The 25128-nt window shown below is 69.2% G+C and carries 26 protein-coding genes; 16 read left to right on the top strand and 10 right to left on the bottom strand.

Features of this window, described 5'->3' with window-relative positions:
- Window positions 1-813 (top strand): c-type cytochrome biogenesis protein CcsB (gene ccsB, locus ACFQ36_RS09140; RefSeq protein WP_377012815.1); only part of this gene is annotated, 813 nt, incomplete at its 5' end.
- Between the two features lie 33 nt (window positions 814-846).
- On the opposite strand, the gene ACFQ36_RS09145 is transcribed toward ccsB, so the two are convergent.
- Window positions 847-1230, bottom strand: a complete 384-nt coding sequence (locus tag ACFQ36_RS09145; RefSeq protein WP_377012817.1) for a PLD nuclease N-terminal domain-containing protein — start codon at window positions 1228-1230, stop codon at window positions 847-849.
- A gap of 84 nt (window positions 1231-1314) precedes the next feature.
- Between ACFQ36_RS09145 and ACFQ36_RS09150 the strand changes: the two genes are divergently transcribed.
- Window positions 1315-1641, top strand: coding sequence for a DUF4229 domain-containing protein (locus tag ACFQ36_RS09150; RefSeq protein WP_377012819.1), 327 nt, complete (start codon window positions 1315-1317; stop codon window positions 1639-1641).
- A 20-nt stretch (window positions 1642-1661) separates the two neighbouring features.
- Here ACFQ36_RS09150 and ACFQ36_RS09155 read toward each other — a convergent pair whose 3' ends face one another.
- From ACFQ36_RS09155 to ACFQ36_RS09165, 3 genes are read right to left on the bottom strand one after another with little or no spacing between them, the layout of a single operon-like run.
- Window positions 1662-2543, bottom strand: coding sequence for a 1,4-dihydroxy-2-naphthoate polyprenyltransferase (locus tag ACFQ36_RS09155; protein WP_377012821.1), 882 nt, complete (start codon window positions 2541-2543; stop codon window positions 1662-1664).
- A 49-nt stretch (window positions 2544-2592) separates the two neighbouring features.
- Window positions 2593-3702 carry an AMP-binding protein gene (locus ACFQ36_RS09160; RefSeq protein WP_377012822.1) on the bottom strand — a complete coding sequence of 370 codons (1110 nt, stop codon included), beginning with the start codon at window positions 3700-3702 and terminating at the stop codon, window positions 2593-2595.
- 12 nt (window positions 3703-3714) lie between these two features.
- The gene (locus ACFQ36_RS09165; protein ID WP_377012824.1) at window positions 3715-4692 is read right to left on the bottom strand and encodes a 1,4-dihydroxy-2-naphthoyl-CoA synthase; all 978 of its coding nucleotides are present in this window, start codon (window positions 4690-4692) and stop codon (window positions 3715-3717) included.
- Window positions 4693-4952: 260 nt separating this feature from the next.
- Between ACFQ36_RS09165 and ACFQ36_RS09170 the strand changes: the two genes are divergently transcribed.
- From ACFQ36_RS09170 to paaZ, 5 genes are all read left to right on the top strand, one after another.
- A complete protein-coding gene (locus tag ACFQ36_RS09170; RefSeq protein ID WP_377012826.1) occupies window positions 4953-6167 on the top strand; it encodes a thiolase family protein in 1215 nt (404 codons plus the stop codon).
- Window positions 6167-6976: an enoyl-CoA hydratase/isomerase family protein gene (locus tag ACFQ36_RS09175; RefSeq protein ID WP_377012828.1), complete on the top strand. Its 810-nt coding sequence runs from the start codon at window positions 6167-6169 to the stop codon at window positions 6974-6976. The genes ACFQ36_RS09170 and ACFQ36_RS09175 overlap by 1 nt, the downstream gene beginning before the upstream one ends.
- Complete coding sequence (locus ACFQ36_RS09180; protein WP_377012831.1) at window positions 6973-7848, top strand: 3-hydroxyacyl-CoA dehydrogenase family protein; 876 nt, start codon at window positions 6973-6975, stop codon at window positions 7846-7848. Before ACFQ36_RS09175 ends, ACFQ36_RS09180 begins: the two co-directional genes overlap by 4 nt.
- Window positions 7849-8023: 175 nt before the next feature.
- Window positions 8024-8740 (top strand): tyrosine-protein phosphatase, encoded by a 717-nt coding sequence (locus ACFQ36_RS09185; RefSeq protein ID WP_377012833.1) that lies wholly within the window; start codon window positions 8024-8026, stop codon window positions 8738-8740.
- A gap of 349 nt (window positions 8741-9089) precedes the next feature.
- Window positions 9090-11162: a phenylacetic acid degradation bifunctional protein PaaZ gene (gene paaZ / locus ACFQ36_RS09190; RefSeq protein WP_377012835.1), complete on the top strand. Its 2073-nt coding sequence runs from the start codon at window positions 9090-9092 to the stop codon at window positions 11160-11162.
- A 90-nt stretch (window positions 11163-11252) separates the two neighbouring features.
- Here paaZ and ACFQ36_RS09195 read toward each other — a convergent pair whose 3' ends face one another.
- The 4 genes from ACFQ36_RS09195 to ACFQ36_RS09210 form a co-directional block, all read right to left on the bottom strand.
- Window positions 11253-11882, bottom strand: a complete 630-nt coding sequence (locus ACFQ36_RS09195) for a TetR/AcrR family transcriptional regulator (RefSeq protein WP_377012837.1) — start codon at window positions 11880-11882, stop codon at window positions 11253-11255.
- 51 nt (window positions 11883-11933) lie between these two features.
- The gene (gene paaK, locus ACFQ36_RS09200; RefSeq protein ID WP_377012839.1) at window positions 11934-13271 is read right to left on the bottom strand and encodes a phenylacetate--CoA ligase PaaK; all 1338 of its coding nucleotides are present in this window, start codon (window positions 13269-13271) and stop codon (window positions 11934-11936) included.
- Window positions 13272-13284: 13 nt separating this feature from the next.
- On the bottom strand, window positions 13285-13749 hold the full coding sequence (locus ACFQ36_RS09205; RefSeq protein WP_377012841.1) for a hotdog fold thioesterase: 465 nt from the start codon (window positions 13747-13749) through the stop codon (window positions 13285-13287).
- Window positions 13750-13827: 78 nt separating this feature from the next.
- Window positions 13828-16008: a S9 family peptidase gene (locus tag ACFQ36_RS09210; protein ID WP_377012844.1), complete on the bottom strand. Its 2181-nt coding sequence runs from the start codon at window positions 16006-16008 to the stop codon at window positions 13828-13830.
- Window positions 16009-16157: 149 nt separating this feature from the next.
- Between ACFQ36_RS09210 and paaA the strand changes: the two genes are divergently transcribed.
- The 6 genes from paaA to ACFQ36_RS09240 all read left to right on the top strand — a co-directional run bounded on the left by paaA (window position 16158) and on the right by ACFQ36_RS09240 (window position 20988).
- On the top strand, window positions 16158-17144 hold the full coding sequence (gene paaA, locus ACFQ36_RS09215; RefSeq protein ID WP_377012846.1) for a 1,2-phenylacetyl-CoA epoxidase subunit PaaA: 987 nt from the start codon (window positions 16158-16160) through the stop codon (window positions 17142-17144).
- A 24-nt stretch (window positions 17145-17168) separates the two neighbouring features.
- Window positions 17169-17501, top strand: coding sequence for a 1,2-phenylacetyl-CoA epoxidase subunit PaaB (gene paaB / locus ACFQ36_RS09220; protein WP_377012862.1), 333 nt, complete (start codon window positions 17169-17171; stop codon window positions 17499-17501).
- Entirely contained in the window at window positions 17498-18325 is an 828-nt protein-coding gene (paaC, locus tag ACFQ36_RS09225; RefSeq protein WP_377012848.1) for a 1,2-phenylacetyl-CoA epoxidase subunit PaaC, read from the top strand. The genes paaB and paaC overlap by 4 nt, the downstream gene beginning before the upstream one ends.
- 15 nt (window positions 18326-18340) lie before the next feature.
- Window positions 18341-18880 (top strand): 1,2-phenylacetyl-CoA epoxidase subunit PaaD, encoded by a 540-nt coding sequence (gene paaD / locus ACFQ36_RS09230; protein WP_377012850.1) that lies wholly within the window; start codon window positions 18341-18343, stop codon window positions 18878-18880.
- Window positions 18881-20047 (top strand): 1,2-phenylacetyl-CoA epoxidase subunit PaaE, encoded by a 1167-nt coding sequence (paaE, locus tag ACFQ36_RS09235; RefSeq protein ID WP_377012852.1) that lies wholly within the window; start codon window positions 18881-18883, stop codon window positions 20045-20047. It abuts the gene before it with no gap.
- Window positions 20048-20202: 155 nt separating this feature from the next.
- Complete coding sequence (locus ACFQ36_RS09240) at window positions 20203-20988, top strand: enoyl-CoA hydratase/isomerase family protein (RefSeq protein ID WP_377012865.1); 786 nt, start codon at window positions 20203-20205, stop codon at window positions 20986-20988.
- Window positions 20989-21289: 301 nt separating this feature from the next.
- Here the strand turns inward: ACFQ36_RS09240 and ACFQ36_RS09245 are convergent, their stop codons facing one another.
- Together ACFQ36_RS09245 and ACFQ36_RS09250 are read right to left on the bottom strand one after the other, a co-directional pair.
- The gene (locus ACFQ36_RS09245; RefSeq protein WP_377012854.1) at window positions 21290-21796 is read right to left on the bottom strand and encodes a glutathione peroxidase; all 507 of its coding nucleotides are present in this window, start codon (window positions 21794-21796) and stop codon (window positions 21290-21292) included.
- 78 nt (window positions 21797-21874) lie between these two features.
- The gene (locus ACFQ36_RS09250; RefSeq protein WP_377012856.1) at window positions 21875-22327 is read right to left on the bottom strand and encodes an Lrp/AsnC family transcriptional regulator; all 453 of its coding nucleotides are present in this window, start codon (window positions 22325-22327) and stop codon (window positions 21875-21877) included.
- 254 nt (window positions 22328-22581) lie between these two features.
- Here ACFQ36_RS09250 and pdhA point away from each other — a divergent pair, with 254 nt between their 5' ends.
- The 3 genes from pdhA to ACFQ36_RS09265 all read left to right on the top strand — a co-directional run.
- Window positions 22582-23742, top strand: coding sequence for a pyruvate dehydrogenase (acetyl-transferring) E1 component subunit alpha (gene pdhA, locus ACFQ36_RS09255; protein ID WP_377012867.1), 1161 nt, complete (start codon window positions 22582-22584; stop codon window positions 23740-23742).
- Window positions 23739-24776: an alpha-ketoacid dehydrogenase subunit beta gene (locus ACFQ36_RS09260; RefSeq protein ID WP_377012858.1), complete on the top strand. Its 1038-nt coding sequence runs from the start codon at window positions 23739-23741 to the stop codon at window positions 24774-24776. Before pdhA ends, ACFQ36_RS09260 begins: the two co-directional genes overlap by 4 nt.
- 2 nt (window positions 24777-24778) lie before the next feature.
- The coding region (locus ACFQ36_RS09265) for a biotin/lipoyl-containing protein (RefSeq protein WP_377012860.1) at window positions 24779-25128 on the top strand (350 nt) is incomplete at its 3' end.

The following is a 25128-nucleotide window of genomic DNA, read 5'->3' on the forward strand; positions in this document are numbered from 1 at the left end:
CCGCCGGGCGCAGCCGTCGAGACCGCCGACGAATCCCTGGACTACGGCGGCCGGCGCCGCCCGGCGGCCCGGATCGGGGTGGCGCTGAGCGCCCTCGGTGCCGTCGTCCTGGCCGCGGGCGTGATCTCCCGCGGGATTGCCGCGCACCGGGTGCCCTGGGGCAACATGTACGAGTTCTGCACCACGGGCGCGCTCGTGGTCACGGTGGTCTTCCTGCTGGCCCTGACCCGCAAGGACCTGCGCTTCCTGGGCTCCTTCGTGATCGGCCTCGTGGTGATCATGCTGTGCGCCGCCGCGATCGGCTTCCCGACGCCGGTGGCCCACCTGGTGCCCGCGCTGCAGAGCTACTGGCTGGTCATCCACGTCTCGGTGGCCGTGATTTCCTCCGCGCTGTTCACGCTGACCTTCGCCATGTCCGTGCTGCAGCTGCTGCAGTCCCACCGCGAGGCACGCGCCCGGGCCGGCCAGCCGGAACGCCTGGGCTTCCTGCGCGTGGTGCCTTCGGCGCTGACCCTGGAGAACGTCGCCTACCGGATCAACGCCGTTTCCTTCGTGCTCTGGACCTTCACCCTGATGGCCGGCGCCATCTGGGCGGAGAAGGCCTGGGGCCGCTACTGGGGCTGGGACACCAAGGAAGTCTGGACCTTTGTGATCTGGGTGGTCTACGCCGGCTACCTGCATGCCCGTGCCACCCGCGGCTGGACCGGAACCCGGGCCGCGTGGCTGTCCATCGTGGGCTACCTGTGCGTGGTCTTCAACTTCACCATCGTGAACGTCTTCTTCTCCGGGCTGCACAGCTACTCGGGGCTCTAACCCCTTTTTCAGCGCATTGTCGGCCGGGGCGCGTCAGCGGGTGCTGCCGTCGGTGTTGTCCTGGCCCTCTTCGCCCAGGCTCTGCTCCCGGTCGCGCAGTTCCTGCTCGCGCCGGTTGAGTTCCTCTTCGCGCAGCTTGTTTTGCCGCTGCTTGTCCAGGTTGCGCAGGAACGCGATGTCCTCGTCCGGTGCCATCGGACCGCCGCGGGGCGCCTGCGGGACCGGGCGGCCGGACTTCGGCCGGCCGAAGAGGAACCACAGGCCGGCACCGATCAGCGGGACGAACACAATGGCCAGGATCCAGGCCGGCTTGGGAATGCTCCGCACTTCGTATGGCGCCGAACGGATGCACTCGATGAGTGCATAGACAATGACTGACACTGCCAGCACAACCAGCAGCATATAGAGACGGGCCATAGACACAATTGTAGTTGAGCGGCGCCTGCCGCCGCGGGTCGGGGGACCGGCGGCCGCCCGCTGCCCAGCGGCAGGTAAACTTGTGTGGTGGCTTTCTGGAAATTCACTGCACTGCGCGTCGGCCTGATGGCCGCGATCTTCATTGCCTGCCTCTACCTGCGTCTCGGCATCGTCTACTCGGCCATCGCGGCAGCCATCATGGCGTGGTGCATCACGTACCTGTTCTTCCGCAAGTGGCGTGACGCGGCCGCGGCCGCGGTGGCCTACCGGTTCTCCGGCAGCCGCGGGTCCATCCGGACCTCCACCGAAATCTCGGATGCGATGGCCGAGGATGCCCTGGCGGAAAAGGACGGCATCCGGGTGGACCCGGACCGCCGGCGGCCGGGGGCAGCCCCGGACGGCACGCGCTAGGTCCGGGCCGGACCCCGTGCCTAGACCACGGCGCTGAGCACGAGCCCGAGCCCGTAGGCCGCGGCGAAGCCGAGGTTGATCACGCCGGTCTGCTGCAGCACCGGGATCAGGCTGTCGCGCTGCTGTCCCTTGAGCATCGTCCAGCTCGGCAGCAGGCACAGCGGGACCAGCAGCAGGACCAGCAGCACCCAGGGGTGGTCGTAGACCAGAACCAGCGGCAGCAGCAGGGCCACCGCCAGCATCATCACATAGCTGATCCGGGCCGCCTCGTCCCCGATGCGCACCGCGAGCGTCCGTTTGCCCACTTTGCGGTCGGTGGGGATGTCGCGCACGTTGTTGGCCATCAGCAGCGCGGTGGCAATCAGCCCGGTGCCCACGGCGCCGATGAAGGACGGCCAGCTCACCTGCAGCGCCTGCGTGTAGGTGGTGCCCATGGTCGCCACGATCCCGAAGAACAGGAACACGAAGACCTCGCCCAGCCCCCGGTAGCCGTACGGGTTGCTGCCGCCGGTGTAGCCCCAGGCGGCGATCACGCAGCCGATGCCCACCAGCAGCAGCGGCCAGGTCCGGGACAGGATGATGAGCACCAGGCCGGCGAGCATTGCCAGCCCGAAGCACAGGAACGCCGCCTGCTTCACGGCCCGGGCCGGCGCCGCCCGGGAGGCGGTCAGGCGCATCGGTCCCACCCGCTGGTCGTCGGTGCCGCGGATGCCGTCCGAGTAGTCGTTGGCGTAGTTCACCCCGATCTGGAACAGGACGGCCACCAGCGCCGCGAGCAGCGCATTGAGCGGTTTGAACGCGTCCAGCTCGAACGCCGCCGCGCTGCCCACGACCACCGGCGCAATGGCCATCGGCAGGGTGCGGGGGCGGGCCCCTTGTATCCATTGGGCTGCTGTGGCCACGTACGATCTATCCTTTGCTTCTCGTTGCTGCTGGTGCTTCTGCCGGGGCTTATCCCGCGGCGTGCCTGAGCATCCGGGCCACCGCCAGCCGGTCGGGCTTGCCGCTGGACAGCAGCGGCAGTTCCTCCAGGACCAGGATGGTCCGCGGCACGGCCGCCGGCCCGAGCTGGGTGCGGACCGCGGCCCGGATCTGCTCTTCCGGCGCCTGGCCGACGACGGCGCAGGCGACCCGGGTGCCCCATTCCGGGTCCTCGACGCCGGCCACCAGGACGGCCTGGATACCGGGGACCGACTCGACGGCCGCCGCCACGGCGGCGGCGGAGACCTTGACGCCGCCGGTGATCAGCACGTCGTCGGCCCGTCCGGTGACGGTGAGCACGCCGGAGCCGTCGAGCTCGCCCAGGTCTTCGGTGCGGAACCACGCGGTCCCGTCCGCATCACGGCTGAAATGCTCCTGGGTCAGGGCGGGATTGCCCAGGTAGCCGGAGGCCACCACCGGACCGCCGATGACCACCCGGCCGCCGTCGAGCCGCACCCGCACGCCCTCGAGCGGGACGCCGTCGTAGATGCAGCCGCCGCAGGTCTCGCTCATGCCGTAGGTGCGCACCAGCTTCAGCCCCTGCCGCCCGGCGGCGGCCAGCAGTTCGTCCGACGCCCGGGCGCCGCCGAGCAGGATCGCGTCGAAGCGCCGCAGGGCCTTGAGGGTTTCCTCCGCCGGGTCGGTGAGCAGCCGGTGCAGCTGGGTGGGGACCAGCGAGGTGATGCGGAACCGGTGCGTCAGCCCTGCTGCGGCCTCGACGAAGGCGGCGGCGGTGAACCTGGCGGCCAGGTCCATCACCACCGGGGCGGTGCCGGCGTGGACGGAGCGGACCAGCACCTGCAGGCCCGCCACATAGTTCGGGCTCAGGGCCAGCAGCCACTGGCCTTCGCCGCCCAGCCGCACCGCGGTCGCCGCGGACGAGGCGGCCAGCGCCTGCCGGCCGAGCATGGTGGCCTTGGGGGTCCCGGTGGAGCCGGAGGTACGTACCAGCGCAGCGGTGCCAGGTGCCAGCAAGGGCGAGCGCACCGGCGCCGGGATGCCGTTCGGGGCAATCTCAACGGCCGGGCCCTTCCCGGCCAGCGCCGCGGCGAGGGCGGTGCAGGCTGCGTCGATATCCATCGGCACGGCCGGTCAGAAGTAGTAGGGGAAGCGGGACCAGTCCGGATCGCGCTTTTCCAGGAACGCTTCCTTGCCCTCCACCGCCTCGTCCGTCATGTAGGCCAGCCGGGTGGCCTCCCCGGCGAAGACCTGCTGGCCGGCGAGGCCGTCGTCGGCCAGGTTGAAGGCGAACTTGAGCATCCGGATGGCCTGCGGGGACTGCCTGGCGATGTCCGCGGCATACTCCAGGGCCACCTCTTCGAGCCGCTCGTGGTCCACGGCCTCGTTCACCGCGCCCATCCGGACCATGTCCTCGGCGGAGTATTCGCGGGCGAGGAAGAAGATTTCGCGGGCCGCCTTCTGGCCGATCTGGCGGGCCAGCAGGGCCGAGCCGTAGCCGGCGTCGAAGCTGCCCACCGTGGCGTCGGTCTGCTTGAACCTGCCGTGCTGGCGGGAGGCGATGGTCAGGTCGGAGACCACGTGCAGGCTGTGCCCGCCGCCGGCGGCCCAGCCGTTGACGACGGCGATGACCACCTTGGGCATGGTGCGCATCAGCCGCTGCACCTCCAGGATGTGCAGCCGGCCGGCACGGGCCGGGTCGATGGTTTCCTGGGTCTCGCCTTGAGCGTAACGGTACCCGTCGCGGCCGCGGATGCGCTGGTCCCCGCCGGAGCAGAACGAGTGTCCGCCGTCCTTGGGGGAGGGGCCGTTGCCGGTCAGCAGCACGGTGGCCACATCCGGGGTCATCCGGGCATGGTCCATGGCCCGGTAGAGTTCGTCCACGGTGCCGGGCCGGAAGGCGTTGCGGACCTCGGGCCGGTTGAAGGCGATCCGCACGGCGGGCAGGTCGCGGACGATGCTGCCGTCGGCACCGCGCTCGACCTGGCGGTGGTAGGTCAAATCCTGGAAGTCGAAGCCCTGGACCTCGCGCCACCTGGCCGGGTCGAAAATGTCCGAGACCTTCTCCGGCAGGGTGGCGGCGGGCAGCTGGGTGGATTTCTCTGAATTCACATAGCGAGTCTATCCGCCGGGCGGTCCCTCCCGGCCCTCGTTCCTGCCGGTGCGCGTCCGCGCGGTCCATGGCAATCCGGGTGTGGTGTGCCGTGGCCGGACTTTAACGTCCCGCGGGGCAGTGTTACAGCCCGTTCCGGTTCCGGTTGACCCCCGGGACCGTGCGTGGGAGGCTTTATAGAACGGTCGGTCGGTAATTTCGCCCGCGTTGTCGGCGCCCCCGATCCCTACAACGAAGTTCAGACGCAAGGAAAAGTTCAATGGCTGAGGCATTCCTGATTGGCGGGGCTCGGACCCCGGTTGGACGCTACGGAGGGGCGCTGTCGTCGGTGCGGCCGGATGACCTGGCCGCGCTGGTCGTCAAGGAAGCGGTGGTACGGGCCGGCGTCGACCCGGATGCCGTCGAAGAGGTCATCCTCGGCAATGCCAACGGGGCCGGCGAGGAAAACCGCAACGTGGCGCGCATGGCCTGGCTGCTGGCCGGCTACCCGGACCACGTGCCGGGCATTACCGTGAACCGGCTCTGCGCCTCCGGCCTGAGCGCGATCATCATGGCCTCCCAGATGATCAAGTCCGGTGCCGCGGACATCGTCGTCGCCGGCGGCGTCGAATCGATGAGCCGCGCTCCCTGGGTAATGGAGAAACCGGCGAAAGCCTTCGCCAAGCCGGGCGAGGTCTTCGACACCTCGATCGGCTGGCGCTTCGTCAACCACCACTTCACCCACGGGGACCTGGCCCGCGGCGGCAAGATGACCTATTCCATGCCGGAGACCGCAGAAGAGGTCGCGGCGGTGGACAACATCAGCCGCGAGGACGCGGACGCGTTCGCGGTCCGGTCGCACGAACGGGCCATCGCCGCGATCGAGGGCGGGCGCTTCAAGGAGGAGATCGTCCCGGTGGCGGTCCACGGCCGCAAGGGCCAGACGACGATGGTGGACACCGACGAGGGTCCCCGCCCCGGCACCACCCCGGAGGTGCTGGCGGGCCTGCGCCCGGTGGTCAAGCCCGGCGGCATCGTCACCGCCGGCAACTCCAGCTCGCTCAACGACGGCGCGTCGGCCATCGTGGTCGCTTCCGAGGCGGCGGTGAAGAAGTTCGGCCTGACCCCGCGCGCCCGCGTGGTGGAGGGCGGCTCGGCGGGCGTCGCGCCCGAGATCATGGGCATCGGCCCGGTGCCGGCCACCCGGAAGGTGCTGGCCAAGGCCGGGCTGTCCGTGGACGACCTCGGCGCCGTCGAGCTCAACGAGGCGTTTGCCACCCAGTCGCTGGCCGTCATGCGCCGGCTCGGCCTGGACCAGGGCATCGTGAACAACGACGGCGGCGCGATCGCGCTGGGCCATCCGCTCGGATCCTCCGGGTCCCGCATTGCGATCACGCTGCTGGGCCGGATGGAGCGCGAGGGGGCCCGCCACGGCCTGGCCACCATGTGCGTGGGCGTCGGCCAGGGCACCTCGATGATCGTCGAGCTGGTCTGATGCTCTTCCATGACAGCGATTTCTCGACCCTGCTCGTCAGTGAGTCCGATGACAAACCGGACCGGATCCACGTCCGGCTGAACCGTCCGGAGGTGCGCAACGCGATCGACCAGCAGATGGTCGACGAGCTGCACGAGGTGTGCGCGGTGCTGGAGAAGTCGCCGCGGATCATGATCCTGTCCGGGTCCAGCGGAGTGTTCGCCTCCGGGGCGGACATTGCCCAGCTGCGCGAGCGCCGCCGCGAGGACGCCCTGATGGGCATCAACTCGGGCATCTTCGTGCGCATCGCCCAGCTGCCGATGCCGGTCATCGCCGCGCTGGACGGCTACGCGCTCGGCGGCGGCGCCGAGCTGGCCTACGCTGCGGACTTCCGCATCGGCACCCCGGCGCTGAAGATCGGCAACCCGGAGACCGGCCTGGGCATCCTGGCCGCTGCCGGTGCGTCCTGGCGGCTGCGCGAACTGGTCGGCGAGCCGGTGGCCAAGGAGATCCTGCTCGCGGGCAAGGTGCTTGGCGCCGAGGAGGCCCGGGCGGTCCGCCTGGTCACCGAGATCCACCCCGCCGAGGAGCTGCTGGCGGCCGCGCACGCACTCGCGGACCGGATCGGCCTGCAGGATCCGCTGGCGGTGCGCATCACCAAGAGCGTGTTCCATGCCCCGGCCGAGGCGCACCCGATGATCGACCAGCTCGCCCAGGGCATCCTCTTCGAATCCCAGGCCAAGTTCGACCGCATGCAGGCCTTTCTTGACAAGAAGGCAGCCAGGAAGTCCGCCAAGGATGCCGCGAACCAGCAGGAGGTAAACCAGTGAACGCAGTGACGAACGGTTCGGCAGCGGTCCCCGCGAAAGTCGGCGTGCTCGGCGGCGGCCGGATGGGGGCGGGCATCGCCCACGCCTTCATCCTGGCCGGGGCCGAGGTGGTCGTCGTCGAGCGCGACGAGCAGGCGGCGGCCGGCGCGCGCGAGCGGGTGGAAGGCTCGCTGGCCAAGTCGCTGGAGCGCGGGGCCGTCGACGGGAACCTGGATGTCTGGGCCCGGCGCCTGGCCGTCTCCACCGACTATGCGGACTTCGCCTCGTGCGGGCTGGTGGTCGAGGCCGTTCCCGAAGACTTCGAACTCAAGGCCGCCGCGCTCAAGGACGTCGAGGAGCAGCTGGCGCCGGCGGCCTGGCTGGCCACGAACACCTCCTCGCTGTCCGTGACCAGGCTGGCCGAAACCCTGCAGCGCCCGGCGAACTTCTGCGGCCTGCACTTCTTCAATCCGGTGCCTGCCTCGCTGCTGGTCGAGGTGGTCCTGGCCGAGGAGACCTCGCCGGAGCTGGCCGCCGCCGCCAAGGCCTGGGTCGAGGCGCTGGGCAAGACCGCCGTCGTCGTCCACGACGCACCCGGCTTCGCCTCCTCCCGCCTCGGCGTGGCGATCGCGCTCGAGGCGATGCGGATGGTCGAGGAAGGGGTGGCGTCGGCGGAGGATATCGACGCCGCGATGGTGCTTGGCTACAAGCACCCGGTGGGCCCGCTGAAGACCACCGACATCGTGGGCCTGGACGTGCGCCTGGGCATCGCCGAGTACCTGGCCGCCACGCTGGGGGAACGCTTCGCGCCGCCGCAGATCCTGCGGGACAAGGTGGCCCGGGGCGAGCTCGGACGCAAGACGGGCAAGGGATTCTTCGACTGGCAGGAATAGGCGCCCCCGTGCCGGGACCCGCAGCCGGCAGGATCCGTTGTGCCGGGCAGGTCCAGGTTGTTCCGGACGTGGTTCCGGTGGCTCTGCCTCGGGGAATTCACCGGGTTCCTCCTGCCGGCGGCCGGCAGCCTGCTGCCGCGGGGCTGGTGTGCCTGCTGCGGCCCGGGAGCATCCCATGACGGACACGGACCGCGGCGTGCCCTGGGAAGGCGCCGTCAATGCCCGGCTCCTCGCCGGGGACATCTACCGGATGGGCCGCTCGGAATGGCTGACGGCTGCCGGGTGGCAGCAGGCGTACGACGACGGCGTGCGCACCATTGTGGATCTGCGCAACGACGGCGAGCGGATCCGGCGGCCGACCGATCCGGTGGTACCGCCCGAGGTCCTGGCCCGCTTCACGGTCCTGCACCGGCCGACGGAGGATCCGGCCCATGAGCAGTTCGGGGCGGTCTTCGGGTGCTACATGGCCCACCCCCGGTCCTACCTGGACTGCCTGCGGCTCTTCCCCGACAAGATCGTGGAGGTGTTCCGCGCCTTGGCCGGGGCGGAAGGCGCGGTCGTGATCAACTGCTCCGCCGGCAGGGACCGCACCGGCCTGGTATCCATGCTGCTGCTGCAGCTGGCAGGTGCCACGGTGCAGGCCAACGCCGACCACTATGAACTGGGCCTGCGGGGGATCAACGAGTGGCACCGGATCAGCCCGTATCCGCATCCGACCGAACGGCACCTGGCGGGGGATGAGCTGCGCGAGCGCATCGCCGATACCCGGACGGCGTTCATCGCGGCGCTGGAACGGCTCGATGCCGAGGCCTACCTGCTGGCGGCGGGCCTCGCGTCCGAGGACATCCGGCGGCTGCGCGCGCGCATGGCGGGACCGGTCCGGAACGGGTAGGCGGCTGGTGGTGGCGGCAATCCCCCAACTGCCGCCACCACCAGCTTGCTTGGCACCGGCCGGTCCGCCCGATGGCTGTTCCCGCCCCCAACCCGGTGCCCGGCCCGCGGGCCGATGTCCCAAACGTACCCGGTGGTGCCGGCAGTTTACAGGGGCCGGGGCTATCGATTTCTTCCGCCGCCCCGGCTATACTCGGGCGGCCTGTTTCCCCGGGCCGGTCGGAGCGGCTGACGGGTCCGGCAGCAATCCGGCAGGAACCCGTGTATCCGCCGCCAGAATCATGTAGGCTGGATATGTTCCTGACCGACCGTTCAGTATGTATTTTTGCCGCAAGGAAAGGCTGTCAACGATGACCTCTACCGCCGTGGGTGTTGAGATTGTCCCGAGCTTCGTGCAGGACGCCTGGTGGACTCCCGAAGGGGATGTGGCCGGCGCCGAGGTGCGCGATGCCAGCACCGGCGCCGTGATCGCCAGGGTCAGTACCGAGGGCCTGGACCTGGCCGCCGTGGTCGAACACGGCCGCACCGTGGGCCAGGCCGAACTCGGAAAGCTGACGTTCCACCAGCGGGCCCTGAAGCTGAAGGAGCTGGCCCAGTACCTGAACGGCCGCCGCGAGGCGCTCTACGAACTCTCGCACCGCACCGGAGCCACCAAGATCGACAATATGATCGACGTGGACGGCGGCATCGGCGTGCTCTTCACGTTCGGTTCCAAGGGCCGCCGCGAACTGCCCAACGCCCAGGTCATCGTGGACGGGCCGGCGGAGCAGCTGTCCAAGGACGGCTCCTTCATCGGCGAGCACATCTACACCCGCATTCCCGGCGTCGCGGTGCAGATCAATGCCTTCAACTTCCCGATCTGGGGCATGCTGGAAAAATTCGCCCCGGCCTTCGTCGCCGGCGTCCCCACCATCGTGAAGCCGGCGACGCCCACGGGCTACGTGGCCGCCGCGGCGGTGAAGCTGATCGTTGAATCCAATATCCTGCCGGCGGGTTCGCTGCAGCTGGTGTCCGGCTCCGCGCGGGACCTGCTGGACCACCTGGACTACCGCGACGCGGTATCCTTCACCGGCTCGGCCAGCACGGCCAACACGCTGAAGTCCCACCCGAACGTGGGCCGGGGCGGCATCCGCTTCACCTCCGAGGCGGACTCGCTGAACGCCGCCATCCTGGGCCCGGACGCCGTGCCCGGCACCCCCGAATTCGACGCCTTCGTGAAGTCCCTGGTCACCGAGATGACCGCCAAGGCCGGCCAGAAGTGCACCTCCATCCGCCGGGCCATCGTGCCTCAGGCGCTGGTGGACGACCTCGTCGCCGCCGTCGGTGCCCGCATCCAGGAACGCGTGGTCGTGGGCGATCCGCGCGCCGAAGGGGTGACCATGGGCGCGCTGGCCTCGCTGGAGCAGCTGCGCGATGTCCGCGCCGCGGTCCAGGCCATGCTGGACGCCGGCGGCGAGCTGGCCTACGGAACGCTCGACTCGCCGAAGGTCACCCAGGCGGACGGGTCCGTCGGCGTCGTCGAGGACGGCGCGTTCATGGCCCCGGTCCTGCTCAAGTGGGCCGATCCGGATGCCGAAGCCGTGCACTCGCTGGAGGCTTTCGGCCCCGTCTCCTCGGTCATCGGCTACGAGGACCTCGACGACGCCGTCCGGCTGGCGGCCAAGGGGTCCGGTTCGCTGGTGGCCACCGTGGCCACGAACGATCCGGCGGCGGCGCAGGCCCTGGTCACCGGGATTGCCGCGCACCATGGCCGCGTGCTGGTGCTCAACCGCGAGGACGCCCGCACCTCCACCGGCCACGGCTCCCCGGTGCCGCACCTGATCCACGGCGGCCCGGGCCGCGCCGGCGGCGGCGAGGAACTCGGCGGCATCCGGTCCGTGCTGCACCACATGCAGCGCACCGCCATCCAGGGCTCGCCCAACATGCTCACCGCCGTCACCGGCGTCTGGCACACCGGGGCCGACCAGCGCTTCGGCGGGGTGCACCCGTTCCGCAAGCACCTGTCCGAGCTGAAGATCGGCGACGCCTTCCGCTCCGAACTGCGCCAGGTCACCCTTGAGGACATCAGCGCGTTCGCGAACGAGACGGGGGATACCTTCTACGCGCACACGAACCAGGAGGCGGCCGAAGCCAACCCGTTCTTCCCCGGCATCGTGGCCCACGGCTACCTGCTGCTGAGCTGGGCCGCCGGACTGTTCGTGGAGCCGGCCCCGGGGCCGGTGCTGGCCAACTACGGGCTGGAGAACCTGCGCTTCATCACCCCGGTGGCGGCGGGCGATTCCATCCGGGTGACCATCACGGCCAAGAAGATTACCCCGCGCGAGACGGACGAGTACGGCGAGGTGGCCTGGGACGCCGTTATCACGAACCAGGATGACGAGGTCGTGGCCACCTACGATGTGCTGACCCTGGTCGCCAAGTAGGCGGCAGGAGGCACAGCGGACACGTGAGGGCGGCCCCGGATGGGGCCGCCCTCACGTGTCCGTCTTCGGTTGTGGTCCGCTGCTGTCCGCTTATGCCAGGATCCGGGCCGCGGCCGGCAGGTGCAGCCCGTCGAAGAGCATGCTCAGCAGGTCGTCGGCGAGCTTTTCCGCGGTCAGCGGGCCGCCGGGCTTGTACCACTCCACGATCGAGTTGATGGTGCCGAAGAGCAGCCGCGTGGTGGTCCGCGGATCGATGTCGCTGCGCAGCGAGCCCTCCGAACGTGCCGCGTCCACGAGTTCCGCCACCCGGTGGTCGAAGGCACGCCGGCGTTCCAGGGCGCTGCGCTCGATTTCCGTGTTGCCGCGCAGGCGCAGCAGCAGGGTGACATAGGGCAGCTTCTCCGTCAGCACGCGGACGGTGCTGCGCAGGACGTATTCCAGCCGGGCGTCGGCGCGGCCGGACGAGGCGCCCGGTTCCTCCAGGACAGCTTCCAGCGAACCCAGCGCCTCGTCCAGGGCCAGCCGCAGCAGGTCGCCCTTGGACGGGACGTGGTGGTAGATGGCGCTCTTCGAGATGCCCAGGTTCTCGGCGAGGATGCCCATGGAGGTGGCCTCGTAGCCGTGCTTGTTGAAGACCTCCACCGCGACGCTGAGCACGGACTGTTGGTCGTAGCCGGGGCGGCCCCGCTTGGCGGCCTCGGAGGTCTGGGATCTGGGCATGGCACTCATCTTTCCACGAACGGGGGTTCGCATTCCCACGGCCGGCTGCCGCTACGCCTGGTCGCGCAGGTCGTAGATGCGGCGCAGCTTGCCGCTGGAGCGGGCCAGGGTGCCCGGCTCGGCGACCTCGATCCGGCAGGAGGAGCCGATGTGGATCTTGATCTGCTTGGCCAGCTCCTTCGCGGCCGCGGCGGCGGTCTCGGCACCGCAGTCCTCGCGCCGCTCGATCCGCACGGTCAGCTCGTCCATCCGGTGCGGGCGGGTGATCTCCAGGACGAAGTGCGGGGACAGGCCCGGGATCCGCAGCGCGATCTCCTCGATCTGGGTCGGGAACAGGTTCACCCCGCGCAGGATGATCATGTCGTCGCTCCGGCCGGTGATCCGCCCGATCCGGCGCATGGCCGGCCGCCCGGTGCCCGGCAGCAGGCGGGTCAGATCGTGCGTGCGGTAGCGGATGACCGGCATGGCCTCCTTGGTCAGGGAGGTGAAGACCAGCTCGCCGGGCTGCCCGTCGGCCAGCACGGCGTTGGTGACCGGGTCCACGATCTCGGGGCGGAAGTGGTCCTCCCAGATGGTGGAGCCGTCCTTGTAGTCGATGCATTCGCCGGCCACGCCCGGGCCCATGACCTCGGAGAGCCCGTAGATGTCGCAGGCGTCGATGTCCAGCTTCGTCTCCAGCTCGTGACGCATCTCCTCGGTCCAGGGCTCGGCCCCGAGCACCGCGACCTTCAGCGAGGTCGCGGCCGGGTCGATCCCGGCCCGCTCCATGGCATCCACGATGGTCAGCAGGTAGGTGGGGGTGCACAGGATGGCGTCGGGCTCGAAGTCGGCGATCAGCTGGATCTGCTTCTCGGTCTGGCCCCCGGACATCGGGATCACCGTGCAGCCGAGCTTCTCGGCCCCGTAATGCGCGCCCAAACCGCCGGTGAACAGCCCGTACCCGTACGCGTTGTGCACCTTCCAGCCGGGCTTGACCCCGGAGGCGCGCAGCGAGCGGGCGAAGAGGGTCTCCCAGCGGGCCAGGTCGCCGCGGGTGTAGCCGACCACGGTGGGCCGGCCGGTGGTGCCGGAGGAGGCGTGGATGCGGGCCACCTCGGACTGCGGGACCGCGAACATGCCGAACGGGTAGGCCCGGCGCAGGTCCTCCTTGTCCGTGTACGGGAACCGGGCCAGATCCGCCAGCTCCTTCAGGTCCGAGGGGTGCACCCCGGCCGCGTCGAACTTCTCCTGGTACATCGGCACCCGCTCGTAGGCCCAGGCCAGGGTCTGCTGCAGGCGCTGCAGCTGCAGGGCCTCCAGCTCGTCGCGGCTCATCCGCTCCTCGGGATCGAGCTCCTCCGGGGCGGCGGGGGTGGACTTGCGGGCCTTGGTGCCGGCGGTGATGGTCATGGGGCGGTCCTTGCTAGTGCTTGTTGGCGGCGGGATTGGGGATGGTACGGGAACGGCCGCGGAGTTCGGCGAGGACTTCCTCGCCGCCGTCGGATGCCTGCTGGGTGACGCGGATGTCGTAGAGCCCGCTGCGGCCGGTCTGGTTGACCAGCCTGGCGGTGGCGGTCAGCAGCCGTCCCTCGAAGCCGGGCTTCATGAAATTGACGTCGACGCCGGAGGCCACCGTGATGGTGCTCCCGTCGCCGTCCGGGTCGTTGCAGGCGAGGGCGAAGGCCACGTCGGCGAAGGCGAAGACCATGCCGCCTTGGGCCATGCCGAAGCCGTTGAGCATTTCGTGGCGGATCCTCATCTGGATGACGGCGTCGCCGAACTCCGCCCGGAGCACTTCGACACCCATCCACCGGGCCGCCTTGTCGTCCACGAAGGCGGGGTGGATCCGTGCGGGCCCGGAGGCGGTCCCGACATCAATGCCAGCCATGTGAGGCCTCTCACCTTATTTACCGAATGTTCATTAGGTAATACCTTGGAGGGGTCCGCTGTCAAGTTGCGGCCGGAATCACCGCGGGCGGGGCAGGAGGCGGGTGGCGCCGACGGCGTCGAGCACGAAGGCATAGTCCCACGCGGCGTCCTTCCAGGCCTCGTAGCGGCCGGAGGCGCCGCCGTGTCCGGCCTCCATCTCGGTCTTGAGCACAACCGGTTCGGTGCCGGTGCCCACCTCGCGGAGCCGCGCCACCCATTTGGCCGGTTCCACGTAGAGTACCCGGGTGTCGTTGAAACTGGTCACCGCCGCGATCCGCGGATAGGGCACCGGCCGGATGTTCTCGTACGGGCTGTAGGACTTCATGTAGGCGTACACCTCGGGGTCCTCGATCGGGTTGCCCCACTCCTCCCATTCCAGCGCCGAGAGCGGCAGTTCCGGGTCCAGGATGGAGGTCAGCGGGTCCACGAAGGGAACCTGCGCCACGATCGCCGCATACTTTTCCGGCGCGAGGTTGGCCACCGCGCCCATCAGCAGGCCGCCGGCCGAGCCGCCCATCGCGGCAATGCGCGCCGGGTCGGCCCAGCCCGAGGCCGCGAGCCAGTCGGTGGCGTCGAGGAAATCGGTGAAGGTGTTTTTCTTCTTCAGCTTCTTGCCGTCCTCGTACCACTTCCGGCCCATTTCGCCGCCGCCGCGCACGTGCGCGATGACCATGACGACGCCGCGGTCCAGCAGCGACAGCCGCGCCGTGCTGAACCAGGGGTCCACGCTCTGCTCGTAGCTGCCGTAGGCGTAGACGAGGGCGGGATTGGACCCGTCCTGCCGCACCTCGGCCCGGCGCAGCACGGAGAGCGGAATCCGCGTGCCGTCCCGGGCCGGGGCCCATTCGCGCGCGGCGAGGTAGGCGCGGCGGTCGTAGCCGCCGAGCACCGGGGTCTCCTTGCGCAGCCACAGCCGCCCGGTGGCCGGTTCGTAGTCATAGATGCGCGGCGGGGTGAAGAAGGAGGTGTAGCCGAGGCGGATCACCGGCGCCTCGTAGTCCGAGGCGCCGGAGCTGGCGGTGTAGAGCTGCTCGTCGAAGCCGGGTTCCGCCGGGGCGGCCTGCGCCGGGGTGCCCAGGCCGGCCAGCGGGATCACCTGGATCCGCTCGGTGGTGTCCTTGCGCACGGACAGCACCATGTGCGTGGCGGTGACACCGGCGCCGTTGACGCGCACGGCGTCGTCGTGCGGCACCACGGTGGCCCACTGCTGTTCGGCCAGGGGTTTGGCGAACTCGTCCAGGCCCGCCAGCGAGACCATCGAATTGACCGCATCCCGGTTGTGCGTGAGCAGCACCATGTCGCGACCGTCGAGCAGGAAGGGCTCGGCGTCGTAGAGGATGCGCTCGGTGCGGGGGACCAGCGTGCGCAGGCCGGCGCCCTGGTCGGCGAAATCCAGCAGCCGGGTCTCGCTGTATTCGGAGCAGCTGATCGAAACCACCAGGTGGCGGCGGTCCGCCGACAGGTCGAACCCGGTCCACATCACCGGATCGTCTTCCTGGTGGATAACGGCGTCGTCCGCCACCGCGGTGCCCAGGACGTGGGCCTTGACCTGGTACGGCCGCCAGGTCTCGTCCACCACGGTGTAGAAGACCTGGCTGCCGTCCGGGGAAAAGGCCAGCGAGTAGAAGACGTCCTCCACCACGTCCGGCAGCAGTTCCCCGGTGCGCAGGTCCTTGATCCGCAGGGTGAACCGCTCGTCGCCGGCATTGTCCACGGCGTAGGCGAAGAGGCTGCCGTCCCTGGTCACGGCGGTGCCGCCGAGGGCGAAGAACGGCTTGCCCTCGGCCTCGGCGTTGCCGTCCAGGAGGACCTGCTCGCCGGGCACGTCCGTGCCCGGCTCCACCTGCGGGGGAGTCCAGTCCGCGGCCGCATCCCCGGTGTCCCGGGCCTTCACGCGGCACTGGACCGCGTACTGCCTGCCCTCCTCCATCCGGCTGTAGTACCACCAGCCGTCCTTGCGCACGGGCACGCTGAGGTCGGTTTCCTGGGTCCTGTCCTTGATCTCGTTGAAGATCGCCTCGCGCAGCGGCTGCTGGTGCGCGGTGACGGCAGCGGTGTATTCGTTCTCCGCTTCCAGGTGGGCGACGACGGCGGGATCGTCCTTGGCGCGCAACCATTCGTAGTTGTCCACGAAGACGGCCCCGTGGTGGATGCGCTCCACGGGCACCTTGCGGGCCGCCGGCGGCCGGGCGGTTTCGGCGGGGGAGGGGTGCGTCATGCCACCAATATATAGACCGGCACGGGGGCCGGGGGCCGGGCCGCCTGCCTGCCGCTCCCGGTGCTTGACGCGCCCGCCGAGGAATTATATTCTGAACGAACGGTCGGTAAATATTTCCAAGCTTTATCCAGCACAGTGAGGTGGCCATCATGGCAACGCAGACGGATGTGCGTGACCTGCATGCGGTCCCGTCCGACGAGGACCAGGCCGGTCAGGCGTATTTTGACAAGATCATCGACGAAGACTCCCGGATCGAGCCCTCGGACTGGATGCCGGAGGCCTACCGCAAGTCGCTGACCCGCCAGATCTCCCAGCATGCGCACTCCGAGATCATCGGCATGCAGCCGGAGGCGAACTTCATCAGCCGTGCGCCGTCGCTCAAGCGCAAGGCCATCCTGATGGCCAAGGTGCAGGACGAGGCGGGCCACGGCCTCTATCTGTACTCCGCCGCCGAGACCCTGGGCACCCCGCGCGACGTCCTGAACGAGCAGTTGCTGGAGGGCAAGGCCAAGTACTCCTCGATCTTCAACTACCCGGCGCTGACCTGGGCGGACATGGGCGCGATCGGCTGGCTGGTCGACGGCGCCGCCATCGCGAACCAGGTTCCGCTCTGCCGCGCGTCCTACGGCCCCTACGGGCGGGCCATGGTCCGCATCTGCAAGGAAGAGTCCTTCCACCAGCGCCAGGGCTTCGAGATCCTGCTGGAACTGGCCAACGGCACCGAGGCGCAGCGCGAAATGGCCCAGGACGCGATCAACAGGTTCTATGCGCCGGCCCTGATGATGTTCGGCCCGCCGGATGAGGACTCCCCGAACTCGCAGCAGTCCATGCGGTGGAAGATCAAGCGCTTCTCCAACGACGAGCTGCGCCAGCGCTTCGTCGGGATGATCCAGGAGCAGGTCAAGGTCCTTGGCCTGACCCTGCCGGATGACAAGGTCCGCTTCAACGAGGAAACCGGCAAGTGGGAGTACGGCGAACTTGACTGGAACGAATTCCACGAGGTGATCGCCGGCCGGGGGCCGTGCAACGCCCAGCGGATGGAACGCCGCCGCGAGGCGCACGAGAACGGGGCGTGGGTACGCGAGGCAGCGTCCGCCTACGCCGCAAAGCAGGCACAGAAAGCACAGGTGGCCTAAATGGCAACAGGAGACCAGACAGCAATGGGAACGTCGGCCAAGACGCCGGCGGCCGAGGCAGCCCACCCGGCCGACCGCACCGCCTGGCCGCTGTGGGAGGTCTTCGTCCGCTCCGCGCGCGGCCTGTCCCACGTCCATGCCGGATCGCTGCATGCCCCGGATGCCGAGATGGCGGTGCGCAACGCGCGCGACCTGTACACCCGGCGCAACGAGGGCGTCTCGCTCTGGGTGGTTCCGGCCGCGGCCATCGTGGCCAGCGACCCTGACGCCAAGGGAGCATTCTTTGAATCGCCCCAGGGCAAGGACTACCGCCACGCCATGTACTACAAGAAGAGCGAAGGGGTGAAGCACCTGTGAGCGGTGAAAGCGCTACCCGCATCACCCCCGGCAACGCCCTGCGCCCGGAGGACATCGCCGAGCAGGTGGCGGCCGGCACCAGGGTCGCCGAGGACGTGGCCGAATACGCGCTGCGCCTGGGCGACGACGCCCTGATCCTGGCCCAGCGCCTGGGCTGGTGGATCTCGCGGGCGCCGGAAATCGAAGAGGACATCGCCCTGGGCAACATCGCCCTCGACCTGCTCGGGCACGCCCGCTCCTTCCTGACCTACGCCGGTTCGGCCTGGGGCAAGACCGAGGACGACCTGGCCTACTGGCGCCGGGAGCACGAATTCCGGTCCAGCTTCCTGGTCGAGCAGCCCAACGGGGACTTTGGCAAGACCATTGCCCGCCAGCTGGTCTTCTCCATCTACCAGCACGAGCTGTACTCCCGGCTGGTCGACTCCACCGACCAGACCCTGGCGGCGATTGCGGCCAAGGCGCTCAAGGAGGTGGACTACCACCGCGACCATGCCATCCAGTGGACGCTGCGCCTGGGCGACGGCACCGGGGAATCGCACCGCCGCATGCAGGAAGGCCTGGACTCCATCTGGCCCTACGTGCACGAGCTGTTCGTCGACGACGAGCTGATCGACCGCCTGGCCGGCGTGGCGGTGCGCCCCTCCGAGCTGTACGCCCCCTTCGACGCGCTGCTGGCCCAGGTGCTGGACGAGGCCACGCTGGCCGTCCCGGACGTGCAGCCGGCCATGACCGGCAACCGCGGCACCCGGCACAGCGAACACCTGGGGTACATCCTGGCCGAGATGCAGGTCATCGCCCGCGAACATCCCGGCGCCACCTGGTAGGAGGGCGGCACAGCCATGTCCACGAACACTGCAGTCCGGCCCGCTGAAACGCAGGCCGCCAGGGCCTGGGATATCGCCGCGACGATCTGCGACCCGGAGATCCCGGTCCTGACCATCGAGGACCTCGGGATCCTGCGCGCGGTGGCGGCGGTGCCCGGCGAGTTCGACGCCGCCGGCAACCCCGCCGTCGAGGTCACCATCACGCCCACGTATTCCGGCTGCCCGGCGATGGACACCATCCGGGACGACATCGTCGCGGCGCTGGGCCGGCACGGCTACGGGGACGTCCGGGTCAAACTGGTCCTGGCGCCGGCCTGGACCACGGACTGGATGACCGAGGCGGGCAAGGCCAAGCTCGAAGAGTACGGCATCGCACCGCCGACCGGCACCGCTGGGGTGCGCACCGGTCCGGTGCGCCTGGGCCTGAGCGTGAAGTGCCCGCGCTGCGACTCGCTGAACACCCGGGAGATCACCCGCTTCGGGTCCACCTCCTGCAAGGCGCTCTACCAGTGCAATGACTGCAAAGAACCGTTCGACTACTTCAAGGTGCTCTAGATGACTACTTCCACCCCCGAGGCCTCCGCAGCGGCCGAGCCGGCCAAGCGCCGCGGCGCCTTCCACCCGCTCACCGTCTCCGATGTCCGGCGCCTGACCGACGAGGCGATCGAGGTCACCTTCGCCGTGCCGGAGGAGCTGCAGGGACAGTACGATTACATCCCCGGCCAGTACGTGGCCCTGCGCACCCGGCTGGAGGGCAGGGAAGTCCGCCGCAGCTACTCCATCTGTGCCGAGCCCAGGCCCGGCGAGATCCGCGTGGCCATCAAGCGGGATTTGGGCGGCCTGTTCTCGAACTGGGCCAACGACAACCTCAAGCCCGGGGACGTGCTGGACGTGATGAGCCCGGCCGGGGCGTTCATCTCCAAGCACCAGATGACCGAGCTCAACCGGCCCGAGGACATCGACACGGAGAACGAGGACGTCTTCGTCGCGTTCGCCGCCGGCTCCGGCATCACCCCGGTCATTTCGATCGCCCGCACCGTGCTGGCCGCCAACGACCACGTCCGCTTCGACCTGGTCTATGCCAACAAGGCCGCCATGGACGTGATGTTCGTGGAGGAGTTGGCGGACCTGAAGGACAAGTATCCCTCCCGTTTCGCCGTGCACCATGTGCTCTCGCGCGAGCAGCGCATTTCGCCGCTGCTGTCCGGCAGGATCGATACGGAAAAGCTCTCCAGCCTCTTCGACCACGTGCTGCGCACCGATGACGTGGACGAATGGTTCCTGTGCGGGCCGTTCGAGCTGGTCCAGCTGGTGCGCGACACCCTGGCCGAGCGCGGGGTCCCCAGCGAGAAGGTCCGCTACGAGCTGTTCACCACCGGCGAGCCCACCAAGCCGCAGGGCAGCATCGGCCGCCCGGTCGAGGTGGATCCGAACGCCGACAACTTCGAGATCAACTTCCGGCTGGACGGACTCTCGGGCACCGTGGCCAGCCCCAAGCATGCCCGCGAGTCCATCCTCAACGCGGCACTGCGGGTCCGCCCGGATGTTCCGTTCGCCTGCGCCGGCGGTGTCTGCGGCACCTGCCGCGCCAAGGTGGTTTCCGGCACGTTCGAGATGGACGAGAACTATGCGCTGGAGCCGGAGGAGATCGAGCGCGGCTACGTGCTGACCTGCCAGACGCATCCGACCAGCGACGAAATCACCGTCGACTACGACGCCTAGCCCCCTCGCGTTTTTGGCCGGCAGATGCTGCCTGAAGCAGTTTTCTGGCCAATGGATGCTGCCGTGGGGACAATTGTGGCGCCGGCGGCAGGCCGTGCCGGCCCGACGTTTCGCAGGACCGGCCCGGCCGGACCAGACAGGAGAATTTCGTGAGCATGATCGAGCTGTCCATCGAGAACAACATCGCCGAGGTGGTGCTGAACGCGCCGCAGAAGATGAACGCGCTGGACGAGCAGGCGCTTGGCGATCTGGGGGCGGCGTACGACGACGCCGCGGCGGCAGCCGCCGGCGGCACCGTGCGGGCCCTGCTGCTGCGCGGCGAGGGCCGCGGCTTCTGCGCCGGCCGGGATATTTCCGGCGTCGTACCGGAGACCGACGACGCCTACCACTACCTGGGCAACCTGGTCACTCCGCTGCTGAAGAAAATGGCTGCCTTCCCGGCGCCCACCTTCGCGGCGGTGCACGGCCCGGCCCTCGGGGTCGGGCTCGGGCTGCTGATTGCCACGGACGTGGTCTACGTGGCGGAGAACGCCAAGATCGGGTCGCCGTTCGCCAACCTCGGGGCCACGCTGGATTCGGGCGGGCACTGGCTGTTCACCGAACGCCTGGGCCCGCACCGGACGCTGGACCTGATCTACACGGCCGAGCTGATGAGCGGCCGGGAAGCGGTGGAAGCGGGCCTGTTCAGCCGCGTGATGCCGGCCGGGGAGCTGCTGGAAAACACCCGGACCATCGTGGCCCGGGTCGCCGAGGGAGCCACCGGCGCGTTCCGGGCCTCCAAGGAACTGGTGGCGAACATCCGGGACCAGCGGCTGGGGCTGTGGCTGGCCACCGAGGAGGAGAACGTGGCCCAGGGCGAGCTGTGCAAGAGCGGGGACTACGCCGAGGGCTTCAAGGCCTTCCAGGAGAAGCGCAAGCCGGTCTTCAAGGGTATCTCCTGATATCAATCCTTTAACGAGCCAGCCGGTTCCGGCCCGGACCCCTTGACGGTCGCCGGACCGGCGAGGAGTATTTGTCCATCGGGTTGCCTAACCGGGCGCGGAGGTTCCGCACCCGGCGGCAGGTCGCCGAAGCGGGTGGTTCCGAAAGAGCGCCTTATGGGGGAGGGCGGCTGCGCACGCGCTGCCGCCACCAGTCACGGGATTCGCCGCAGGCCAGGTGCGGGGCGCATGCGCCCCGCACCCAAAACGCCAGCCGCCGCCGGAGCAATCCGGCGGCGGCTGGCGTTTTGCGTTCTGCCCGTTAGTTAAGCTCGGCCTCGATGGCGGCGATGACTTCCGGGGCGTCCGGAGCCGTCCGCGGGGAGAACCGGCCGATGACCTCGCCCTCGGCGTTGACCAGGAACTTCTCGAAGTTCCAGGTGATGTCTTCCTGCAGTTCGCCGGTGCGGAATCCGGTCAGCGCCGCGTACAGCGGGTGGCGTCCGCCGCCGTTGACCTCGGCCTTGCGGGTGAGCGGGAACGTCACGCCGTAGTTGACGCTGCAGAATTCCTGGATCTGCTCCTCGCTGTCCGGTTCCTGGCCCTTGAACTGGTTGCAGGGCACGCCCAGGATGGTAAAGCCCTGCGCCCGGTACTTCCGGTACAGCTCCTCAAGGCTCTCGTACTGCGGAGTCAGGCCGCACCTGGAGGCGACGTTGACGACGAGCACGGTGCGGCCCTTGAAATCGCCGAAGCTGGCCTCGCTGCCATCGATCATTGTCAGGCCGATCCCATGCAGGTTCCGGAGTGCGGTGCTGTTTTCTGCCACGTTGTCATCCTTTGGTTGGTTGCCGGACCTCCGGAACGACGTCCGGTGCCGCCGGTTCCATCCCCGGCGGGGAAATCCTCAGCGGGTGTCCATGTCCTCGAAGACCAGGAAGGTCTGCGTGTCGAGGATACCGGGCATGGACTGGATCTGGTCGAAGATGACCCGGCGCAGGTCCACATTGTCCACCGCGCGGACCAGCAGGATGACGTCGAAGTTCCCGCCCACCAGGGCGATGTGGTGCACCTCCGGAATGGCCTTCAGGGCATCCTTCAGCGCCCGCCAGGAGTGCTGGCGCAGCTTCAGCGTGACGTAGGCGGAGGCCCTCAGGCCGGCCTTGATCGGATCCACCAGCGCGGTGAACTTGGTCAGCACGCCGGACTCGGTCAGGCGGGCGATGCGCGAATACGCGTGGGCGCGCGAGATGTGCACGTTTTCGGCCACCGCCGTCACGGAGAGCCTGCCGTCCCGGGTGAGTTCGGCCAGGATTTTCCGGTCGATGTCGTCCAGCTTTACGGAAGGGGCGTCGGCCAATTGTCCATACCTCGGTTCGTAATCCAGCTCACATTTGCAATTCGTCTTCAAGAATACGGGCTGCGAGTGGGAAGTTCCACCATTTGGGCGATATGTGGATACGAATGGTAATCGGATTCCATACTAATCACACAGAGAATCTTCCACCAAAGCGCCTGGCCGCCCGGTAGCCGCCCCGGACATGTACGGCGGCGCCGGCAGGACGTGCAGGAGGCACGATGACTACTTCAACCGGAAAGCCCCGCAAGGGTTCCATGGGCGATCCCCTGGACCACATGCCCCGCACCGCGCCGAATGCCGGTGTTACCGCGGAGTCCTTCATGCTGCCCCAGGCCGCGCCGGTCCAGCTGGTGGACCCGGACGGCAGGCATATCCACAACGACATGTATCCGCTGCCCGATGGCCGGCAGCTGCTGGCCGGGTACCGGCAGCTGGTCATTGGCCGCCGGGTCAACGACCAGGCCAACGCCCTGGTGCGCCAGGGCCGGCTGGCCGTCTATCCGTCCTCGCACGGCCAGGAAGCCTGCCAGGTCGCCGCGGCCGCCTGCCTGCAGGACCGGGACTGGCTGTTCCCGACGTACCGGGACACCGTCGCCGTGCTGGCCCGCGGCGTGGACCCGGTCCAGGCGCTGACGCTGCTGCGCGGGGACTGGCACGGCGGCTACGATCCGTACGAGCACAAGGTCTCCATCCAGGCCACTCCGCTGGCCACGCAGCTGCTGCACGCCGTCGGGGTGGCCCACGCGGCCAAGCTCAAGGGCGAGGATACGGTGGTCCTGGCCATGTGCGGGGACGGCGCCACCAGCGAAGGGGACTTCCACGAGGCCCTGAACTTCGCGGCGGTCTTCCACCTGCCGGTGGTCTTCTTCGTGCAGAACAACCAGTACGCCATTTCCGTCCCGCTCAAGCACCAGTCCGTGGCTCCGTCGCTGGCGCACAAGGCCATCGGCTACGGCATGCCCGGCGAGCGGGTGGACGGCAACGACCTGGCCGCGCTGCTGGGGGTCCTGGGCAAGGGCGTGGACCGGGCGCGCGCCGGCGGCGGCCCCGTCCTGGTGGAGGCGCTGACCTACCGGATGCAGGCCCACACCAATGCCGACGACGCCACCCGCTACCGCACGGACGAGGAAGTCCAGGCCTGGGTGCCCCGCGACCCGATCACCCGGATGCGCAGCTACCTGGGCGGACTGCACCTGCTCACGCCGGAACTGGAAGAGGAATTCGCGTCCGACGCCGAACGGGTGGCCACCCGGATGCGCGACAGCCTGAACGCCGAGGCCCGGGTGGATCCCGAAGACCTGTTCCGGTTCGTCTTCACCGAGCGGACCGCGCAGCTGCGCGAGCAGGCGGCACAGCTGCGCGAAGAACTGTCCCGCGAAACCCCTGACCAAAACCGGACGGAAAGCTTGCGATGACTGCAACCGCCATTGGTACCGCGCTGACCTTCGCGAAGGCACTGAACACCGCCCTGGCCGATGAAATGGAAGCGGACCGGACCGTCGTCGTCTTCGGCGAGGACGTCGGACCGCTCGGCGGAGTCTTCCGCATTACCGACGGGCTGACCAAGCGCTTCGGGGAGGAGCGCTGCTTCGACACGCCGCTGGCCGAGTCCGGCATCATGGGCATGGCGGTGGGCATGGCCATGAACGGGCTGCGCCCGGTGGTGGAGATGCAGTTCGACGCCTTCGCCTACCCGGCCTTCGAGCAGGTGGTCTCCCACGTGGCCAAGATGTCCAACCGCACCCGCGGCAAGGTCAAGCTGCCGCTGGTCATCCGGATTCCCTACGGCGGCGGGATCGGCGGGGTGGAGCACCACTGCGACTCCTCCGAGTCCTACTACGCCCACACCCCGGGCCTGACGGTGCTGACCCCGGCCACCGTGCCGGATGCCTACACCATGCTGCGCGCGGCGATCCGGCACCCGGACCCGGTGGTGTTCCTGGAGCCGAAGAAGCTGTACTGGTCCACCGAGGAAGTGGACCTGGACGCCCTGCGCTCCCGTTGGTCCGGCAGCGGGGAACAGGCATCTCGGGGCCAGGGGATCGGCCGCGCCGTCGTCGCCCGGCAGGGCAGCGACGCAACACTGATCACCTACGGTCCCTCGGTGCCGACGGCGCTGCGCGCGGCCGAGGCCGCGGCCGCCGAGGGCCGCAGCCTGGAGGTCATCGACGTGCGCTCGATCGTCCCGTTCGACGACGAGACGGTGACCGCCTCGGTCCGCAAGACCGGCCGCGCCGTCGTGATTGCCGAGGCCCCCGGCTTCGCCTCGGTGGCCTCCGAGATCGCGGCCCGGGTGCAGGAACGCTGCTTCCACTCGCTGGCCGCCCCGGTGCTGCGGGTTACCGGATTCGACATCCCCTACCCGGCACCGAAGCTGGAGCAGTACTACCTGCCCAGCGTGGACCGGATCCTCGACGCCGTGGACGAACTGCAGTGGGAGGAGGCATAGCCATGCCCCGACAGGTATTCATGCTGCCGGACCTGGGCGAAGGGCTGACCGGGGCCGAACTGGTCAGCTGGCTGGTGAAGGTGGGGGACGAGGTCCGGGTGGACCAGCCCGTCGCCGAGGTCGAGACCGCCAAGTCCCTGGTCGAGGTGCCCAGCCCCTACGCCGGCACCGTGGCGGTGCTGCACGGTGACGCCGGGGATACGATCGACGTCGGCAAGCCGCTGCTCTCGGTCGACGCCGCGGATGCGCCGGCCGCCGACGCGTACCGGATCGAGGAGCGTGCCGGGGCGAAGCCGCCGGCGGTCGAGGTGGCGGAGCCGGCCGCGGCGAACGGCTCCGGCAACGTGCTGAT

The organism is Arthrobacter sp. GCM10027362 (genome assembly GCF_042679445.1).
Taxonomy (GTDB): domain Bacteria; phylum Actinomycetota; class Actinomycetes; order Actinomycetales; family Micrococcaceae; genus Crystallibacter.

What these genes read in the sequence shown, in the direction of transcription:
- ACFQ36_RS09145 (WP_377012817.1), bottom strand. Translation starts at nt 1,230, where the DNA reads ATGGCCCGTCTCTATATGCTGCTGGTTGTGCTGGCAGTGTCAGTCATT.
- ACFQ36_RS09160 (WP_377012822.1), bottom strand. Translation starts at nt 3,702, where the DNA reads ATGGATATCGACGCAGCCTGCACCGCCCTCGCCGCGGCGCTGGCCGGG.
- ACFQ36_RS09170 (WP_377012826.1), top strand. Translation starts at nt 4,953, where the DNA reads ATGGCTGAGGCATTCCTGATTGGCGGGGCTCGGACCCCGGTTGGACGC.
- ACFQ36_RS09175 (WP_377012828.1), top strand. Translation starts at nt 6,167, where the DNA reads ATGCTCTTCCATGACAGCGATTTCTCGACCCTGCTCGTCAGTGAGTCC.
- ACFQ36_RS09185 (WP_377012833.1), top strand. Translation starts at nt 8,024, where the DNA reads ATGACGGACACGGACCGCGGCGTGCCCTGGGAAGGCGCCGTCAATGCC.
- paaZ (WP_377012835.1), top strand. Translation starts at nt 9,090, where the DNA reads ATGACCTCTACCGCCGTGGGTGTTGAGATTGTCCCGAGCTTCGTGCAG.
- ACFQ36_RS09195 (WP_377012837.1), bottom strand. Translation starts at nt 11,882, where the DNA reads ATGCCCAGATCCCAGACCTCCGAGGCCGCCAAGCGGGGCCGCCCCGGC.
- paaK (WP_377012839.1), bottom strand. Translation starts at nt 13,271, where the DNA reads ATGACCATCACCGCCGGCACCAAGGCCCGCAAGTCCACCCCCGCCGCC.
- ACFQ36_RS09205 (WP_377012841.1), bottom strand. Translation starts at nt 13,749, where the DNA reads ATGGCTGGCATTGATGTCGGGACCGCCTCCGGGCCCGCACGGATCCAC.
- ACFQ36_RS09210 (WP_377012844.1), bottom strand. Translation starts at nt 16,008, where the DNA reads ATGACGCACCCCTCCCCCGCCGAAACCGCCCGGCCGCCGGCGGCCCGC.
- paaA (WP_377012846.1), top strand. Translation starts at nt 16,158, where the DNA reads ATGGCAACGCAGACGGATGTGCGTGACCTGCATGCGGTCCCGTCCGAC.
- paaB (WP_377012862.1), top strand. Translation starts at nt 17,169, where the DNA reads ATGGGAACGTCGGCCAAGACGCCGGCGGCCGAGGCAGCCCACCCGGCC.
- paaD (WP_377012850.1), top strand. Translation starts at nt 18,341, where the DNA reads ATGTCCACGAACACTGCAGTCCGGCCCGCTGAAACGCAGGCCGCCAGG.
- paaE (WP_377012852.1), top strand. Translation starts at nt 18,881, where the DNA reads ATGACTACTTCCACCCCCGAGGCCTCCGCAGCGGCCGAGCCGGCCAAG.
- ACFQ36_RS09240 (WP_377012865.1), top strand. Translation starts at nt 20,203, where the DNA reads ATGATCGAGCTGTCCATCGAGAACAACATCGCCGAGGTGGTGCTGAAC.
- pdhA (WP_377012867.1), top strand. Translation starts at nt 22,582, where the DNA reads ATGGGCGATCCCCTGGACCACATGCCCCGCACCGCGCCGAATGCCGGT.
- ACFQ36_RS09260 (WP_377012858.1), top strand. Translation starts at nt 23,739, where the DNA reads ATGACTGCAACCGCCATTGGTACCGCGCTGACCTTCGCGAAGGCACTG.